The 15,905-nt window shown below is 72.3% G+C and carries 10 protein-coding genes and 1 pseudogene; 2 read left to right on the top strand and 9 right to left on the bottom strand.

What is annotated here, in order from left to right; translation table 11 throughout:
- Positions 1-13: 13 nt before the first annotated feature.
- Positions 14-505, top strand: a complete 492-nt coding sequence (locus tag ACGH48_RS08355; RefSeq protein ID WP_396290989.1) for a hypothetical protein — start codon at positions 14-16, stop codon at positions 503-505.
- Positions 506-531: 26 nt separating this feature from the next.
- On the opposite strand, the gene lepA is transcribed toward ACGH48_RS08355, so the two are convergent.
- Together lepA and ACGH48_RS08345 are read right to left on the bottom strand one after the other, a co-directional pair.
- A complete protein-coding gene (gene lepA / locus ACGH48_RS08350; RefSeq protein WP_396290988.1) occupies positions 532-2,379 on the bottom strand; it encodes a translation elongation factor 4 in 1,848 nt (615 codons plus the stop codon).
- 290 nt (positions 2,380-2,669) lie between these two features.
- A complete protein-coding gene (locus ACGH48_RS08345) occupies positions 2,670-3,836 on the bottom strand; it encodes a pyridoxal phosphate-dependent aminotransferase (RefSeq protein WP_396290987.1) in 1,167 nt (388 codons plus the stop codon).
- A 200-nt stretch (positions 3,837-4,036) separates the two neighbouring features.
- Between ACGH48_RS08345 and rpsT the strand changes: the two genes are divergently transcribed.
- Positions 4,037-4,297 (top strand): 30S ribosomal protein S20, encoded by a 261-nt coding sequence (gene rpsT, locus ACGH48_RS08340; RefSeq protein ID WP_123312910.1) that lies wholly within the window; start codon positions 4,037-4,039, stop codon positions 4,295-4,297.
- A 213-nt stretch (positions 4,298-4,510) separates the two neighbouring features.
- On the opposite strand, the gene holA is transcribed toward rpsT, so the two are convergent.
- The 7 genes and pseudogenes from holA to cydB all read right to left on the bottom strand — a co-directional run bounded on the left by holA (position 4,511) and on the right by cydB (position 15,904).
- Entirely contained in the window at positions 4,511-5,530 is a 1,020-nt protein-coding gene (gene holA, locus ACGH48_RS08335; protein WP_123312911.1) for a DNA polymerase III subunit delta, read from the bottom strand.
- A gap of 346 nt (positions 5,531-5,876) precedes the next feature.
- A pseudogene (locus ACGH48_RS08330) lies at positions 5,877-7,226 on the bottom strand (ComEC/Rec2 family competence protein); the annotation flags it as partial.
- A gap of 720 nt (positions 7,227-7,946) precedes the next feature.
- A complete protein-coding gene (locus ACGH48_RS08325) occupies positions 7,947-8,741 on the bottom strand; it encodes a helix-hairpin-helix domain-containing protein (protein WP_396290986.1) in 795 nt (264 codons plus the stop codon).
- 129 nt (positions 8,742-8,870) lie between these two features.
- Positions 8,871-11,411 carry a leucine--tRNA ligase gene (gene leuS / locus ACGH48_RS08320; protein WP_396290985.1) on the bottom strand — a complete coding sequence of 847 codons (2,541 nt, stop codon included), beginning with the start codon at positions 11,409-11,411 and terminating at the stop codon, positions 8,871-8,873.
- 50 nt (positions 11,412-11,461) lie between these two features.
- Complete coding sequence (cydC, locus tag ACGH48_RS08315) at positions 11,462-13,204, bottom strand: thiol reductant ABC exporter subunit CydC (RefSeq protein ID WP_396290984.1); 1,743 nt, start codon at positions 13,202-13,204, stop codon at positions 11,462-11,464.
- Complete coding sequence (gene cydD / locus ACGH48_RS08310; RefSeq protein WP_396290983.1) at positions 13,201-14,889, bottom strand: thiol reductant ABC exporter subunit CydD; 1,689 nt, start codon at positions 14,887-14,889, stop codon at positions 13,201-13,203. Before cydD ends, cydC begins: the two co-directional genes overlap by 4 nt.
- A gap of 10 nt (positions 14,890-14,899) precedes the next feature.
- Entirely contained in the window at positions 14,900-15,904 is a 1,005-nt protein-coding gene (gene cydB, locus ACGH48_RS08305) for a cytochrome d ubiquinol oxidase subunit II (protein WP_340196989.1), read from the bottom strand.
- Position 15,905: the final 1 nt, after the last annotated feature.

Below are 15,905 nucleotides of genomic sequence, written 5' to 3'. Positions count from 1 at the left end.
CTATCGTTGCAGCGTGCCCCGCTTCACCCCCGCGCCCTGGCGGTCCGTCGACCGTCGGACCGCGACCCTCGCCGCGCTCACGTTCGTCGCCTTCGGCGCCGCCGCGCTCGCGCGTGTCCTGGTCGACGCGACGACCACCGGCATCGGCTCGTCCGCACGCTACGTCGCGGTGCCACCGGCACAGTGGGACGCCTTCGACACCGCGAACGCGATCGCGGCGGTCGGTGCGTGCTGCGCCGGAGCGGGGGTCCTGCTGTTCGGGGCCACCCTCGTGTCCGCGGTCCGGCGGCACCGGGCCACGCGGATGCCGCAGTGGATCGGCGCCGTGACGGTCGCCCTGGCCCTCGGGGCCGTGGTGTCCGGCGTCGCGGCGACACAGCAGACCGACTTCGGTGCGGCCGCCGGGCTGGTCATCCTGCGGACCGCACTGGCGGGACTGGCCGCTGCGAGCCTCCCGGCCCTCTGCCTGGCCGTGCTGCGGGCGCGGGCCGCACGGGCCCGCTGACCCGTCGCTCCTTCTTCTTCTCGGCGCTACTTCTTCTTTTCCTCGACGTCGCCGGACAGCGCGGCGATGAAGGCCTCCTGCGGGACCTCGACCCGACCGATGGTCTTCATGCGCTTCTTGCCCTCCTTCTGCTTCTCGAGGAGCTTGCGCTTGCGGGTGATGTCACCGCCGTAGCACTTCGCCAGGACGTCCTTGCGCATCGCACGGATGCTCTCGCGGGCGATGATGCGGGCACCGATGGCGGCCTGGATCGGCACCTCGAACTGCTGGCGCGGGATGAGCTTGCGCAGCCGCTCGGTCATCAGGGTGCCGTAGGCGTACGCCTTGTCGCGGTGCACGATCGCGCTGAACGCGTCGACCTGGTCGCCCTGCAGCAGGATGTCGACCTTGACGAGGTCGGCCGCCTGGTCGCCGATGGGCTCGTAGTCGAGCGAGGCGTAGCCCTGCGTCTTGCTCTTCAGCTGGTCGAAGAAGTCGAACACGATCTCGCCGAGGGGCATCTCGTAGCGGATCTCGACGCGGTCCTCGCCGAGGTACTCCATGCCGAGCAGGGAGCCGCGGCGCGACTGGCACAGCTCCATGATCGCGCCGACGTAGTCCTTCGGGGCGAGGATCGCTGCGCGGACCATGGGTTCGCGGACCTCGACGATGCGGCCGCCGGGGAACTCGGACGGGTTCGTGACCTCGGTCACGGAGTTGTCCTCGTTCGTGACCTCGTAGATCACGCTGGGCGCGGTCGTGATGAGGTCGAGGCCGAACTCGCGCGACAGGCGCTCGGTGATGATCTCGAGGTGGAGCAGGCCGAGGAACCCGCAGCGGAAGCCGAAGCCGAGCGCCACCGACGTCTCGGGTTCGTACACCAGGGCCGCGTCGGACAGCTTGAGCTTGTCGAGCGCGTCACGCAGGTCCGGGTAGTCCGACCCGTCGATCGGGTACAGGCCCGAGAACACCATCGGCTTCGGGTCCGTGTAACCGGGCAGGGCGTCGGTCGCGGGCTTCTGCGCGCTCGTGACCGTGTCGCCGACCTTGGACTGGCGGACGTCCTTGACGCCGGTGATGAGGTACCCGACCTCGCCGACGGAGAGCCCCTTCGTCGGGATCGGCTCGGGACTCGACACCCCGATCTCGAGGATCTCGTGCGTCGACTTCGTCGACATCATCTGGACCTTCTCGCGCGGCTTGATGGAGCCGTCGATCATCCGGATGTACGTCACGACGCCGCGGTAGCTGTCGTAGACCGAGTCGAAGATCATCGCGCGGGGCGCGGCCTCGACGTCGCCGACGGGGGCCGGCACGCGGCGGACCACCAGGTCGAGGAGCTCGGGCACGCCGACACCGGTCTTGCCGGAGACGCGCAGGACGTCCTCCGGCTTGCCGCCGATGAGCTGCGCGAGCTCGGCTGCGTACTTCTCGGGTTCCGCTGCCGGCAGGTCGATCTTGTTGAGCACCGGGATGATCTCGAGGTCGTTCTCGAGCGCCAGGTACAGGTTGGCCAGCGTCTGTGCCTCGATGCCCTGGGCGGCGTCGACGAGCAGGATCGCGCCCTCGCACGCCGCCAGGGAACGGGAGACCTCGTACGAGAAGTCGACGTGCCCGGGGGTGTCGATCATGTTGAGCGCGAACGTGTCACCGTCGAGTTCCCACGGCATGCGGACGGCCTGCGACTTGATCGTGATGCCGCGCTCGCGCTCGATGTCCATGCGGTCGAGGTACTGCGCGCGCATCGCGCGCTCCTCGACGACGCCGGTCATCTGCAGCATGCGGTCGGCCAGCGTGGACTTGCCGTGGTCGATGTGCGCGATGATGCAGAAGTTGCGGATCGCGCCGGCCGGGGTCGCGGCGGGCTCGAGCGGAGCGGATGCTTGTGGGCTCACGGTTCCTCAGGTGGGTCGGACGGTCGCAACAGTCTCCCACGCTTCACCCGCCCTGGCGGCACGGCGCGCGTCCGCGACGCACGGTGCGCGTTTGGTGCGCGTCCGGTGGGCCGTCGAGCCGGTGTGCTGGCCTCGCACGGTGCGAGGTCGGCGGGTCCGTGCGCTGGTGACCGCCCCGTGACCGGATGCTGCGCGGCACGAGGCGAGCATCCTCGCACCAGGTGGAGGACTGCGCACCGTGCGCTGCCGTGCCGACCGGCACCGGGCCTCCCGTCCGCACGATCCGAGCGTCAGACGCCTGCGTGCGCCGGAGCCGGCAGCGCGCCGAGACCACGGCGGAGGTCGTCCGGTGTGGCCGCGAGGCAGACACGGATCCAGCCCTCGCCGGAGCGGCCGAAGGCGCTGCCCGGCGCGACCGCGACGGCCTCGCGCTGCAGCAGGCCGAGCGCCCACGCCGCGACGTCGCCGTCCGAGGCGTGCGACACGTCGATCCACAGGTAGAACGCGCCACGCGGGTCGAGGTACCGGATGCCGGCGGCGTCCAGCACCTGCTTCGCGACCTCGAGGTTCGCGCGGTAGTGCTCGCGGGCGTCGCGCACCGCGGAGTGGTCCCCCACGATCGCCGCCAGTGCCGCGTACTGGTCCGGTTCGGCGACGCAGCTGATCATCGCCTCCTGCGTCGTGCGCATCGTCGGCCCGAGGCCCTTCGGGGTGACGAGGTACCCGACACGGACACCCGTCATGGCGTACGTCTTGCTGAGCGAGAACGCGGAGAAGACCCGGTCGTCCTCGTCGAGCGCGGCAAGGCTCACGTGGCGGGTGCCGTAGGTGAAGTACTCGTAGACCTCGTCGCTGATGACCCACAGGTCGTGGCGCTTCGCGACGGCCAGGAGCGCGCGGAGGGTGTCCTCACCGAACACCGCGCCGAGCGGGTTCGACGGGGAGTTCACCACGAGCACGCGGGTCCGCTCGGTGATGCTCGCCTCGAGCGCCTCGAGGTCGGGTTCGAACCCGTGCTGCGGCTCGAGCCGGTACGGCACCGGCGTGGCCCCGAGGATGTGCGCGTTCATCGTGAAGGTCGTGTAGCCCGGGTCCGGCACCAGGACCTCGTCGCCGGGGCTCAGCGTCAGCGTCATCGCCTGGAACAGCGCCTGGGTCGCGCCGATCGTCATCCAGATCTGTTCGAGGTCGGCCTCGATGCGGTTCTCGCGGCGGAGCTTGTCGCGGACCGCCTCGCGCAGGGGTGCGATGCCGCCGTTCGGCGTGTAGTCCGTGCGGTCCTCGGTCCACGCGCGACGGGCGGCGTCGCCGATGTGCGGTGCCACCGGGACGTCCGGTTCGCCGATCACGAGCATCGTGACCGCGGTCCCGGCGGACTGCAGCAGCGCTGCCTGCTCGAAGACCCTCCGGATGCCGGAGGCGGGCACGGTGTCGATCCGAGGTGCGAGGGATGGCATGTCCGTCACCGTATCCGGTGCATGTTGCCGCGAGATCACGCCGATCCGGCGGTGTTTCGTGCTTTGGTGGCGGGCCGTTCGCCTGGTAATGTTGGTGGCTGGCTTGCGCGTTCCCCGCCCACGGGTGGAACGCGATGCGACCGAGGGCCCCTCTACCCCGCGGTCGCGCCCACCCGTACGAGACGAAGCAGGAGCTACACATGGCGAACATCAAGTCGCAGATCAAGCGCATCAAGACCAACCTCAAGGCCACCGAGCGCAACAAGGCCTACAAGTCGGAGCTCAAGACGTTCATCCGTCACACCAACGAGGCCGTTGCCGCTGGCGACAAGGACAAGGCCGTTGCCGCCCTGGCCACCGCGTCGAAGAAGCTCGACAAGGCCGTGAGCAAGGGTGTCATCCACCGCAACCAGGCCGCGAACCGCAAGTCGGCCATCGCGAAGAAGGTTGCGTCGCTCTGATCTCCTGAGCGCTGCACGAAGGCCCCGCACCGTTCGGTGCGGGGCCTTCGTCGTGTGCGGGGCGTGGGACGTCGGGGTGGCGGCGGCGGCGGGCCGCACGCTTCGTGAGCAGAAATGGTCGGGTCGCAGGTCGGCACTCGACCATTTCTGCTCACCAAGTGCGCGGGTGTGGGCGCGCGACGACCGCTCGACGGCCGGGAGGCGCGGGTCGCCTCAGCGCGCCTCGCCGCGTCGGGCGATGGTGCGGACCATGACCTCGAGCGCGTAGTGCGCGTCGCGCGAGCCGCCCTTCACCGCGGTGTCCGCCTCGGCGATGCTCGTGATCGCGTTCGCGAGTCCGGCTTCGGACCACCCGGCGACGTCACGCTGCGCGCGCTGCACCTGCCACGGCGCCATGCCGAGCGCCGACGCCGCCTGACCGCTCGGCCCGCGGAACGCGCTGACCTTCGCCATCGTGCGGATCTTGCTCGCGAACGCCGCGACGATCGGCACGGGGGCTTCGCCGGTGGCCAGTGCGTGCCGCAGCTCGACGATCGCCGGGGCGGAGCGTCCGGCCAGGGCGATGTCGGCCACCTTGAACGCGTTCGTCTCGACGCGACCGCCGTAGTACTTGTCGACGACCTTGTCGGTGATCTCCTGCGCCTCGTCCGCCAGGAGCTGCCGGCACGCGGCGGCGAGCTCGGCCAGGTCGTCGGCGAAGGCCACCACGAGGGTGCGGACCGCCGAGGGCGCGATCTTGCGTCGGGCGGCGCGGAACTCGGCGTTCACGAAGTCGATGCGGTCGGTCTCGCGCTTGAGTTCGTCGCACAGGACCTCGACGCCACCACCGACCCCGCTGCGGATCGTGTCGAGGAGCTTCTTGCCGCGCACGCCGCCGCCGTGCCGGAGCACCAGGGTGACGTCGTCGGCTGGAGCCTGCAGGTACGAGATGGTCTCGGTGATGAAGGCGTCGGTGCACTTCTCGACGTTGGTGACCCGCACGAGTCGCGGCTCGCCGAACAGCGAGGGGCTCGCGAGCGTCGCGAGCAGGCCGGGGGCGTACTGGTCGGCTTCGAGGTCGTGCACCTCGAGCGCCGGGTCCTCGCCCACGAGCAGGTCCTTGAGCACGCTGCTGGCCCGGTCCGCCAGGAACGCCTCTGGTCCGGTCACGAGCACGACGGGAGCCGGTCGGATCCCCGACCAGGGCACCTGGTCGATCTTCGCTGCGGCGCGCGCGGGCTTCTTGGCGGGCATGCGGTCCTTCCGGTGGTGCCGCCCCGGACGGTGCCGGTGCGACGAGTGCTCCGACGATCCTACGGGCGGCCGCCGACGGCGTGCGCTCCGTCCACACCCGCAGGTCGTCCGCGCCCGTCCGACCGACCACGACGGTGCCGAGTTCGTCGGTCCGGTACGCCGCGGTCCCCGCCGACGCGAGCATCGACAGCGCCGAACGTGTCGGGTGGCCGTACGTGTTGTCCGCGCCGACGCCGACGAGTCCGACACGGGCCGCGAACTGTCGGTACAGCAGCGGGTCCTGGTCCGCCGAACCGTGGTGCGAGACCTTCACGACGTCGAGCGGGCCGGCGGGCAGCCCACCACCGGAACGGAGTCGACGCTGCGCGGTCTCGCCCAGGTCGCCGAGGAACACCCCCGACAGGCACGTGGAGCAGCCGTCGCCCGGCGGTGGTTCGGTCACGAGCACGATGCTGGCGTCGTTGCCGGCGTCCGGGTCGCCCGCACGCGGCCACACGACGCGCCAGCTGATCGGCCCGAGCACACCGGACACCCGGTCGTCGGCCCGCCGGACGTCGACGCCACCGCGCTGCAGGTCCCGCACGACGCGGGTGTCCGATGCGCGACCGACGGGACCGACCAGTGCCGTGTCGACCATGCCCGCGACCTCGTCCACCGCACCGACGTGGTCGCGGTCGAAGTGGGTGAGGACGAGCAGGTCGATCCGGCTGATCCGCAGCAGCTCGAGGCAGGCGCGCAGGCGCTCCGGGTCGTCCCCGGTGTCGATCAACGCCGTGCGGGCGCCGCCGCGGACCAGTACGGCGTCCCCCTGTCCGACGTCGCACGCAGCGACCGCCCAGTCCCGCGGAACGGTGCCGCGCACGACCAGCACCGGGACCGCGACGGCGGCGACCCCGACCACGACGACCACGCCCGCGACGAGCAGCAGGCGGTTCCTGACCGTCGGTGCGCTCAGCACGGCGACCGCGAGGCACGCGCTGACGAGCACCGCGCCGCCCACGCCGACCGTGCCGCCCGGCCACGGAGCCGACGCGTACGGCAGTCCTGCGGCGCCGTGGGCGATGCCACCGACCGCCGATGCGGGCACCCAGGCGACGGCTGCGAGTACCGACCCGCCCCACGGCCAGACGGGTGCGAGCAGACACGCACCGAGGCCGACGACGGTGACGATCGGTGCCAGGGGCTCGGCCAGCAGGTTCGCCGGCACCGCGTAGGTCGGCAGCGCCGCCGACAGCGGAATCGTCACGGGCCAGCACGCGACCTGCGCCGCCACCGGCACCGCCAGTGACACGGCGATCGGGGTCCACAGCCGTCGGGCGAACAGCGTCGTGAGCGGTGGTCCGAGCACCACGATGCCGGTCGTGGCGAGCACGGACAGCGCGAACCCGAACGAGCGCGCGAACCACGGGTCGACCACGAGCATGCCGATCGCGGCCAGTGCGACGAGCGGCACACCGCGCACGGGGCGGCCGGACAGGTGCACGACCAGCACGACGACCGCCATCACCGTGGCCCGGACGATCGACGGGTCGGGCCGGACGAGCACCACGAAGGCGAGCAGGACGGCGACGGCCGACGCCGCCCGGACGCCACGGGGAGCACCGCAGAGCCGCCCGACCACCACCACCAGGCCGACCACCACGGCGCAGTTCGACCCGGACACCGCGGTCAGGTGGGTCAGCGCCGACGTCTCCATGGCCGCTTCCGTATCCGGGTCGAGGCCGGAGCGGTCACCGATCGCCAGGCCGCGCAGGAGCGCGGCCCCCGGCTCCGGCAGGCCGGCCGTCGCGCGGACGAAGGCCTGGCGAGCGGCGTCGGTCGCTCTGAGCAGTCCACCGGGAGGCTCAGTGGTCGGCGCACCCCGGACGAAGAGCACGAACGCGGTCGCGGCACCGGGGGCGTCGGGTTCGAGGGTCCCGGTGCCGGTCACCCGCGTGCCCGCGGCCAGCACCCTGTCGTGGTCGTCACCCGCCGGGACGAGCCGGACCGGTGCCCGGAGCGCGCCCAGGCTGTCGGCGCGCTCGAGCGTCGCGACCACGGATCGGTCACCCGGGCCCAGGTCGCGCGACAGGACCGCGTCGAACGGGACGGCCCCCGAGCCGGAGGTGAGAGCCCGGAGCGGCTCCGGTGCACGGCGGGTCTCCCCCACGGTGACCGAGACCGCCAGCAGCGCGGTCAGCCCTGCTGCGAGGAGCACCGGGCCGGCGCAGGCCGACGCCATCCGCCGACGACGGCCGGCCACGAACGCGCTCCCTCCGGCCAGCACGGCGGCCACGGCGGCGACGACGGGAGCCGCTCCCGGTCCCCCGACGAGCACGGCCGTGACGATCCAGGCCGTCGCGACGGGTGCCGCCACCCGCAGGTCCGCCGCGCTGGGCCGCAGCTGCACGGGTACGGGCATCGTGACCGGCACCGCTCACACCCGCACACGGTCGCGGAGCTCGGCGAACCGGACGTCGCCGATGCCGCTGACGTCGAGCAGGTCCTCGACCGCGGTGAACCGACCGTGTTCGTCGCGCCAGGCCAGGATCCGGCCGGCCAACCCCGGACCGATGCCGGGCAGGGTCTCGAGCGCAGCCTGGTCGGCACTGTTCAGGTCGACGACGGCGGCACCGCCGGCTCCCGCCGCACCCGCGCCGTCGTCCGCGCTCTCGCCGCCCCCGGTCGCTGCGGCCGCGCGACCGTCCACCGGATCGAGCGCCGACGGGACCTCGTCCTCCCCCACCCGCGGCACGTACACCCGCTCCCCGTCGGTCAGCACCCGTGCCAGGTTCAACCGGGCGAGGTCGGCGTCCGCCGTCGCCCCGCCGGCCCGCTCGATCGCGTCGGTGACCCGGCTCGACGGCGGCAGGCGCACCACACCGTCGCGCTCGACCGCCCCGAGCACGTGCACCACGACACGCGCCGTGCCCGTGGTGGCCGTCCCCTCACCGGCTGCCGGGCCTGCGGCCGACGCACCGGCGTCCGGCGCACCGGCGGTCGGCGACACGGTCGGAGCCCCGTTGACCACGACCCCGCCCGCACCGGCACCGCCGCGCCCCGACAGCGACCCGCCCAGGACCACCACGAGCGCGACCGCCACGACGACCCCGGCCAGCACCACCGCGGCCCGCGGCGACAGCGCCAGACGTGACCACGGCACGCGTCCCGACGACGGCGCGCCGTGCGGTGACCGGGGCTCCGGCGACGAGGGCGACGAGGGCGACGACATGCCCCGAACGCTACGGAGCCCGGCCGATCGGCCGGGCTCCGTAGTGCTGGTCTGTGGACAGGCGCGCCGGCCGCCCACCCTGTGGACGACAAGACGCCCGCCCTGTGGACGGCCGTCGACGCCCTCCGACTACCCCTTGATCGCGATGTTCACGAGCTTCGGCGCCCGCACGATGACCTTCACAATCTCGCGGTCACCGATGTACCGCTGCACGTTCGCCGAGTTCCGCGCGAGCGCTTCGAGCTCCGACGGCTCGATCGACTTCGACACCTCGAACGAGTCGCGCACCTTGCCGTTGACCTGCACGACGGCCGTCAGGGTCTCCTGCACGAGCAGCGTCGGGTCGGCCTTCCGCCAGCCGTGCAGCGCGACGGTGGCCTCGTACCCGAGCTGCTCCCACATCTCCTCGCCGGTGTACGGCGCGAACACGGCGAGGCCGAGCGTGACGGTCTCGACGGCTTCGCGCACGGCGGGGTCGGCGGCACCGGGGCCGCTGTCGATCGCCTTGCGGGTCACGTTCACCAGGTCCATGAGCCGCGCGATCACGACGTTGAACTTGAACGACTCCATCAGGCCGGGGGCATCGGCCAGGAACCGGTGCGTCACCTGGCGCAGGGCGCGGTCACCCTCGGCCCAGACGACGTCCGGAGTCGACGTGACGTCGGTCGCCAGGCGGTAGGCGCGAGCCAGGAAGCGCGCCGAGGCGGACGGGGAGACGTCCTCCCAGTTGATGTCGTCCTCCGGCGGCCCGGCGAAGCCCATCACCAGACGGATCGCGTCGACGCCGTTCGCGTCGAGCTCGTCCCCGAGGGAGACGCCACCCTTGGACTTCGACATCTTCGAGCCGCCGGACAGCACCATGCCCTGGTTGAGCAGCGCCGAGAACGGCTCGGTGAAGTCGAGGTACCCGAGGTCGAACAGCACCTTGGTGACGAAGCGTGCGTACAGCAGGTGCAGGATCGCGTGCTCGATCCCGCCGATGTACTGGTCGACCGGCGCCCACTTGCGGGCGATCGCGGGGTCGAACGCCTGGGTGTCGTCGTTCGCCGCCAGGAAGCGCAGGAAGTACCACGACGAGTCGACGAAGGTGTCCATCGTGTCGGTGTCACGGAGCGCGGGCGTGCCGTCGACCGGGTTCGGCACGTTGACCCAGTCGGTCGCGCCGCCGAGCGGCGAGGTGCCCTTCGGCTTGAGGTCGAGCCCCTCGGTGTCGGGCAGTCGCACCGGCAGCTGGTCGAGCGGGACGGGGTGCTCGCTGCCGTCGGCACCGTGGATGATCGGGATCGGCGTGCCCCAGAAGCGCTGGCGCGAGATGAGCCAGTCGCGCAGGCGGTAGGTCTTGGCGGCGCGACCGGTCCCGCGCTCCTCGAGCAGCGAGATCGCGGCGGTGATCGCGTGCTGCTTCGACATGCCGTCGAGCGGCCCGGAGTTGATCATCCGGCCCTGCCCCGTCAGGGCTTCGCCCGTCGTGGCCGGGTTGCGGTCGGGCAGCTCGGTGTCCTCGGTGATCACCGGGATCGCACCGGTCACGGCGGCGTTGGTGTCGACGACGACCTTCACCGGCAGGTCGAACGTTCGCGCGAAGTCGAGGTCACGCTGGTCGTGCGCCGGCACGGCCATCACGGCGCCGTGGCCGTAGTCGGCGAGCACGTAGTCGGCGGCCCAGATCGGCAGGCGCTCACCCGTGAGCGGGTGGATCGCGAAGCGGCCGAGCGGCACACCGGTCTTCGGGCGGTCGGCGTTCTGCCGGTCGATCTCCGAGGTCTTCTGGGTGGCGACGAGGTACGAATCGAACGCAGCCCGGACGTCGTCCGGAGCAGACGAGACGAGCTCGGCCGCCAGATCGGAGTCCGGCGCGACGACCAGGAACGTCACGCCGTGGATGGTGTCGGGTCGCGTCGTGAAGACCGTGACGGGCTCGTCCCGGCCCTCGATGACGAAGTCGACGTCGGCACCGACCGAGCGACCGATCCAGTTCCGCTGCTGCGCGATGACCTTGGCGGGCCACCGTCCCTCGAGTTGGTTGAGGTCGTCGAGCAGGCGGTCGGCGTACTCGGTGATCTTGAAGTACCACTGCGTGAGCTTCTTCTTGACGACGACGGCACCGGAGCGGTCCGAGGTGCCGTCCGGCAGGACCTGCTCGTTCGCGAGCACGGTCTGGTCCACCGGGTCCCAGTTGACCCAGCTGTCCTTGCGGTACGCCAGGCCCTTCTCGTACATCTTCAGGAACAGCCACTGGTTCCACTTGTAGTACTCGGGGTCCGAGGTGTGGATCTCGGTGCTCCAGTCGAACGACGGCGCGTAGCGCTTGAAGGACGCCTTCTGCTGCGCGATGTTCGCGTAGGTCCAGTCCTTCGGGTCCACCCCGCGCTTGATCGCGGCGTTCTCGGCGGGCAGGCCGAACGAGTCCCAGCCGATGGGGTGCAGCACGTTGAAGCCCTGCTGGCGCCAGTAGCGCGCCACGAAGTCGCCGAGCGCCCAGTTCTCGGCGTGCCCCATGTGGAGGTCGCCGGACGGGTACGGGAACATCTCGAGGATGTACTTGCGCGGACGGGTGTCGTCGAGGTCGGTGGTGAAGAGCCCGAGCTCTTCCCAGCGGGGCTGCCACTTGTCCTGGATACGACGGAAGTCGTAGGCGTTCGGGTCCTCGGCGTGCTGCTCGGTGGTCACGGTCGTCAACGATACAAGCCGGGAGGCCCGTCCCGCGTCCGCCCGTCGGCTCACCCGGCGAGCAGGCGCCCGTCCCGCATCCGCAGGGTGCGGTCGACCAGGTCCGTGCTGACCGGCACGTGCGACACGATCACGATCGTGCGGCCCGCTGCGCGGGCCGTCCTCACGAGGTCGCGCAGGACGGCGTCGCCGAGGTCCGGGTCGATGTCCGCCGTGGGTTCGTCGAGCACCAGCACCGGGAACGCGTGCAGGAGCGCGCGGGCCAGGGCGAGGCGGTGCGCCTGGCCGCCGGACACCAGACCGCCGCGCTCCCCCACCGACGCGTCGAGCCCGCCGCGACGCCCGACCCACTCGCCGAGGCCGACGCGGTCGAGCACCGCGAGCAGCTCGTCGTCGGTGGCGGTCTCGCGGGCGAACAGCAGGTTCTGCCGCACGGACTGGTCGAAGACGAACGGGTCCTGCTCGATGAGCCCGATGCGGGCACGGACGGCGTCGGGGTGCATGTCCTTCGCCGAGATCCCGTCGAGCGTGTACGAGCCCCGGTGGTCGACGAACCGGACGAGCGCGTCGACGAGGGTGGACTTCCCCGCGCCGCTCGGCCCCTCGAGCACGACGACCTCGCCGGGCCGCAGGTCGAGCGAGACCCCGTCGACCGCGGGTGCCGTGGCTCCTGGCCACTGCACGGTCAGGTCGCGCAGCGCCACGGTGACCGGTCCGGACACCGCCAGTTCGGCGGGGTCGGCGTCCTGCTCGGGTTCCGGCACGATGCCCTCGGGTACTTCGGCCGGGACGACCTGCTCGACCCGCTCGGCGGCGGCACGCACCCGGCGGAGCGTGAGGACGGCGAGCGGTACGCCCCCGATGACCTCGAACAGGGCGAGCGGCACGAACACCGTCAGCGCCCAGAGCGGGCCGTCGAGCGCCCCGGTCACCACGGCGGGTGCACCGACGGCCAGGATCCCGATGACCGCCGCGCCGCCGAGCAGCCCGACCAGGGCGCCGACGAGCGATTCGACCGTGCCGCGACGACGCACCGCTCGGGTGACGCCGGCGTCGAGACGGGCGATGTGCGCCAGGCGCTCGTCGAGGGTGCCGTAGGCGGCGAAGACGTCGAGCGTCCGGACGGTGTCGAGCACGAGGTCGGCGACCCGGCCGCGGTCCGCCGCGGTCTCGCGATCGGAGCGCTCGGCGATCGAGCGCGTCACGACCGACCCGAGCAGCGCCGCGACCGCCAGGGCCAGCACGAGCACGACGGCGGCCGGCACCGACACGAACGCCACGGCGACGACGGACAGCACGGCGACGACCCCGGCGGACACCAGCGGTCCGACGACGCGGATGGGCAGGTCCTGCAGCCGGTCCGTGTCGGTGACCAGTCGGGTCATCAGGTCGCCGCGGCCGGTGCTCCCCAGCCCCGCCGGCGCGACCGAGGCGAGCCGCCGGTACATCTCGGTCCGCACCACCGCGAGCTGCCGGAAGGACGCGTCGTGCCCGGCGAGCCGGTCGACGTAGCGCAGCGCCGCCCGGCCGAGGGCGAACGCCCGCACGCCGACCATCACGAGGGTCAGGTACAGGATCGGCGGGTGCTCGGCGGCACGGGTGATGAGGTAGCCGCTCGCGGCGAGGAGCGCCACGGCGCAGACCGCGCTGAGCGCGCCGGCGGCGACGGCCTTCGCCCATCCCGACCCGTGCGGCAACGCGAGGCGCAGGACGGAGCCCCCACGGGCCTCCCGGGACAGCGCCCGCTGCCGGGACAGCGCCCGCTGCCGGGACGACCCCCGCTGCCGGCTCATGCGCGCGCCCCCGTCCGGACGGTGACCGAGCCGCCGGTGCCGATGTCGACGCGGACGTCGGCCGCGGCGACGACCGCCGGTCGGTGGCTGGCGACCACGACGACGGCTCCGTCGGCTGCGAGGCCGCGGATCGCGGCGACGACACGGGCCTCGGCCTCGGCGTCGAGCGCCGACGTGGGCTCGTCGAGCAGCACCAACGGCGTGCCGACGCGGCGGGCGCGGTACAGCGCGCGCGCGACGGCGACGCGCTGCGCCTGCCCGCCGGACAGGCCGCTGCCCCCGGCGCCGATCGGGAGGCCCGGGTCGACCTCCAGCCCGGCGTCGCGCAACGCGGTCCGCACGTCCGCGGCATCGGGGGTCGCGCTGAGCGCGACGTTCTCGGCGACGGTCCCGCGCACGAGGCGGGGGCGCTGGTCGGCCCAGGTCGTGCGCTCGGTGGCGGTCGTACCGGCGGTACCGGGCACGACGACGGTGCCGTCGTGCGGCAGGACGCCGCGGAGCGCGGCGATCACGCTCGACTTGCCCGAGCCGCTCGGCCCGGCGAGGACGACGACGGTGCCGGGACCGGCGCGCAGGTCGAGCGGGCCGATCACCACGTCCGGCCGGCGGACGGTCAGTCCGTGCACGGCCAAGGCCGTCGCAGCCGGTGCGGCCGGCGCGGTGTCCGCGCCCGCCGCCCGCGAGCCGACGGCGTCCGGACCGTCGTTCGGCGCGGGGTCCGTGTCGTCGGCGAGGACGTCGAGCACCGCTGCCGACGCCTCGACGCCGTCCTGGGCGGCGTGGAAGTCCGCGCCGACCTGACGGATGGGGGCGAACGCCTCGGGAGCGAGGACCAGGACGAACATCGCCGCCCCGAGCCCGAGCGAGCCGTCGACCAACCGGATGCCGATCGACACCGCGACGAGGGCGACGGACAGGCTCGCGGCGAGCTCGAGGGCGAACCCGCTCACGAAGGACAGCCGGAGCACCCCGAGCGTGCCGCGACGGTACTCGTCCGTGACGGCACCGATGCGGCCGACCTGGCGGCGGGCTCGACCGAAGACCTTGAGCGTGGACAGGCCCTCGACGGCCTCGAGGAAGGCGCCACCGAGCTTCGCGAGGGCATCGGACTGCTTCCGCTGCAACGCCTGGGTCGCGAGCCCGATCAGGATCATGAACACCGGGATGACCGGCAGGGCGAACAGGATGATCAGCCCGCTCGTCAGGTCACCGAGGCCGATCGCGACCAGCAGCAGCGGCGTGGCGATCGCGGTCAGCGCGAGCTGCGGCAGGTAGCGGCCGAAGTAGGCGTCGAGCGCGTCGAGCCCCGGCCCGAGGGTGGTGGCGAACCCCGCGCTCGAGCGGCCCGCCAGCCAGGACGGACCGCGCTCGGCCGCGCGGGCGAGCACCGTCGTGCGCATCTCGCTCTTCACCTTCGCCGCGGCGCGTGCCGCCAGGTCGTCGGTCGCCCACGCAGCCACCGCACGGAGCACGAACGCTCCGCCGAGCAGTGCGAGGGCCTGCCCGAAGGCGTCCGGGACACGGCCGACGTGGACCGCGTCGATGCCGAGCGTCACGGCGGCGGCGATCCCCCACGCGATCGCGATGGTCGCGACCGTGCGGAGGACGCCGGTGCCGGCGGCCGCGACGATGAAGCCGCGCGCCGTCCGCGACAGGCGCAGGAGTCGCGGGTCGAGCGGCTTCACCGTCGCCTGCCTAGTGCGCGGCCTGGGTGACCTGGGCCCGCGAGACACGCTTGCGGAACACCCAGTAGGTCCAGGCCTGGTAGGCGAACACGAGGGGGACGAAGATCAGCGCCACCCAGCTCATCACCGTCAGCGTGTACGAGCCGCTCGAGGCGTTGTACACGTTCAGGCTGTTCGCCGGGTCGTTGGTGGCGGGCATGACGTCCGGGAAGATCGCCGTGAACATGGCGAGCACGATCGCGGCGATGGTGACGGCCATCAGCGTGAACGCACGGCCCTCCTTGCCCCAGGCGTTGCAGAGCACGGCCAGGACCAGCGCGAGCGCCGCGACCACGGAGAGCACGAGCGAGGCCGGGGTCGCCCGCACGAACGCCATCCAGACCAGGAACGCGGCGCCGACGAGGATCGTCAGGATGCCGGCCCGGGTCGCCAGGCGCTTGGCGCGCTCGCGGATCTCGCCCTCGGTCTTCAGCGCGACGAACACGACGCCGTGCGTGAAGAACACCAGCAGCGTGGCCACGCCGGTGAGCAGTGCGAACGGGTTCAGCAGGTCGAACAGCGTGCCCGTGTAGTTGTGCCCGGAGTCCATCGGGATCCCGCGCACCACGTTGCCGAACGCGACGCCCCAGAGGAACGACGGCACGGCGGACCCGACGATGATCATCAGGTCGAAGCGGCGCTTCCACTCGAGGTGCTTGTTCTGGTGCCGGTACTCGAACGAGACGCCGCGCAGGATGAGTGCAGCGAGGATGAGCAGCAGCGCCAGGTAGAAGCCGGAGAACATCGTCGCGTACCACTCGGGGAACGCCGCGAACAGGCAGGCGCCGGCGACGATGACCCAGGTCTCGTTGAGGTCCCAGACCGGGCCGATCGTGTTGATGAGCACCCGACGGTCGGTGTCGTCCTTGCCGAGGAAGGGCAGGGACATGCCGACACCGAAGTCGAAGCCGTCGAGGACGAAGTAGCCGACGAAGAACACGCCGACGATCGCGAACCAGAGAACAGGGAGGTCCATC

This window comes from Curtobacterium pomorum (genome assembly GCF_044497295.1).
GTDB lineage: Bacteria > Actinomycetota > Actinomycetes > Actinomycetales > Microbacteriaceae > Curtobacterium.
The sequence above is the reverse complement of the archived record's forward strand: the minus strand, read 5'-3'. Positions and strand labels throughout refer to the sequence as shown.